General features: G+C 31.0%; 2 protein-coding genes. Both read right to left on the bottom strand.

What is annotated here, in order from left to right; translation table 11 throughout:
- Positions 1 to 14: 14 nt before the first annotated feature.
- Positions 15 to 857 carry an outer membrane beta-barrel protein gene (locus ACYSNV_RS12385; protein WP_461762846.1) on the bottom strand — a complete coding sequence of 281 codons (843 nt, stop codon included), beginning with the start codon at positions 855 to 857 and terminating at the stop codon, positions 15 to 17.
- A gap of 5 nt (positions 858 to 862) precedes the next feature.
- A partial coding sequence (locus ACYSNV_RS12380; RefSeq protein WP_461762845.1) for a T9SS type A sorting domain-containing protein occupies positions 863 to 1,936 on the bottom strand: 1,074 nt, incomplete at its 5' end.

The following is a 1,936-nucleotide window of genomic DNA, read 5'->3' as shown; positions in this document are numbered from 1 at the left end:
CTTTACTTTAATAATTATAAATGAAACGCATACCTTAACTTAATTCCAATATGATAATCTTTTAATTTTTGGTTGCTATAACTCATATCTGTCCAAATACTATTTAATTCAATAGGATTATCATAATTAGATGATAAAGTAATTGGGTGTTTATCTCTTATTCCATCTTTTGCTAAATTGTTCAAACCTAAATTGAAAAAAGCACCAATATACAAGCTCTGTTTATTACCCAATTCCTGTTTTACCCCTGTTTCAAATAACCAAGAGTATCGATTTTGTAAATGTATTTCTTTTTTATGGCTTATATTTTTAAAGTGTCCATACCCTATAAAGTTAGGTCCTTGTAGCTCTACATCCCACTGGGGATAGTATCCAGATGTATCTAGTTCATTTATAGTAATTCTTGACTTTGGACTTCCTGTGATTACACCAATAGCTAAACCTGTTTGAACATACCACTTTACTTCTTTTCCGGTTTCAAATTGAACAGTTAAGGGAACTTGAATTAAACGATAAGAAATCTGCTCTATTCTGATTTTACTCTGATATTTAAGGATATACTGATCCCCTTCAACATCTATAGAAGACCAACTAGACTTAGCATTGCGTTGTATAAAATCTAAACTACTATTTTGGTAAGCTACTTCTGCTGCTAAACTCCATTTTTGATTCAAATAATATCTATATCCTACTCCCATGCTATAACCTAAAACACTATTACTGTCATAAGTCTTTACTCTTGTCAAGCTATTATTAAAGTAACCTTCAAAAGAAATACTAATCTCTTGTGCAAGGCCTTTCATACTAAATAATATAAAAAGTACTAATCCATATATATATTTTCTTTTCACATTCATCTTAATTAAGGTTTAACGATAAACTTAAGGGGCTGGTTTTTACCATTTATTTTTACTATCACAAAATAAACTCCTTCTGATATAGTATTTGGCAGAACTATTTTAGAGATACTCCCTTCTATAGGGATTTTAAATAAAAACTGGCCTGTTATACTATAAACTGTTGCCACAGCATCCTCTAATGAAGAATCTGGATAATCCAAAGCTAATTCCAAAACTCCATTTTTAACAATAGGATTGGGGTACAATCTAATACTATGTGAGTATGAATACTCTATTGTAGAAGAACAACTGTGTAGTACCTCGCCTTTATCTGTAAGTAACTCAATGCTGTATAATGCATTTCGATCTAAAAGATCTTCTTTCTTATTTCCAACAAAATAAGCCTGTTCTGTACCTATTAATTTTCCGTTTTTAAACCACTTATAACCAACAAAACGATAGCCTCCATTAGTCTGAGGGTTATTATTCACTAAAAGAGTGTTGTCAAATTTCTGTATAACTATATCTTCAAAATTAAATGGTCGCTCTATAATCAGTTCATACTTCTTGATTGTTGAACCACTTTGAGAAGTAACAACTATTTCCTGATGATAGATACCTGGTTTTGGTGTGTTTATAACAAAATTTGACGTTGTACTTGCTAAAGCACCACTGCTAACTTGTAATTCAACGCTAACTTGATTACTTATTTCATCACAATTCATTCTAAAAAATGAACTGGATAACAAGGCTCCTTTATTCACTTTATTTATTGAATAACTTTCTATAAGTGCTTCATCATTCTCTATAACTAATACATGACTAATACTTTGAGCTGGTAGATAATTTTCATTTCCAGATTGATGAGCAGTAATAACAATACTCCCAGTAGAAATAACAGTAACTTTCCCCAACGATGTTACTATAGCAGCTGCTTTACTTCCTTCAAAAGAATAAGTATACGATACAGGTAATCTCGAACTACTTGCCGCTGTTAATTGCAACTTGATATTATTATTAAATACGACAGGTAATAACTCTCTAAAATCAATAGATTGTGCAGCCTTATCGATTGTTAACTTCGCCTTTAATGGTAA

Source organism: Myroides sp. LJL119 (assembly GCF_054871605.1).
This window is presented reverse-complemented; position numbering and strand designations above follow the sequence as displayed.

What these genes read in the sequence shown, in the direction of transcription:
- ACYSNV_RS12385 (WP_461762846.1), bottom strand. Translation starts at nt 857, where the DNA reads ATGAATGTGAAAAGAAAATATATATATGGATTAGTACTTTTTATATTA.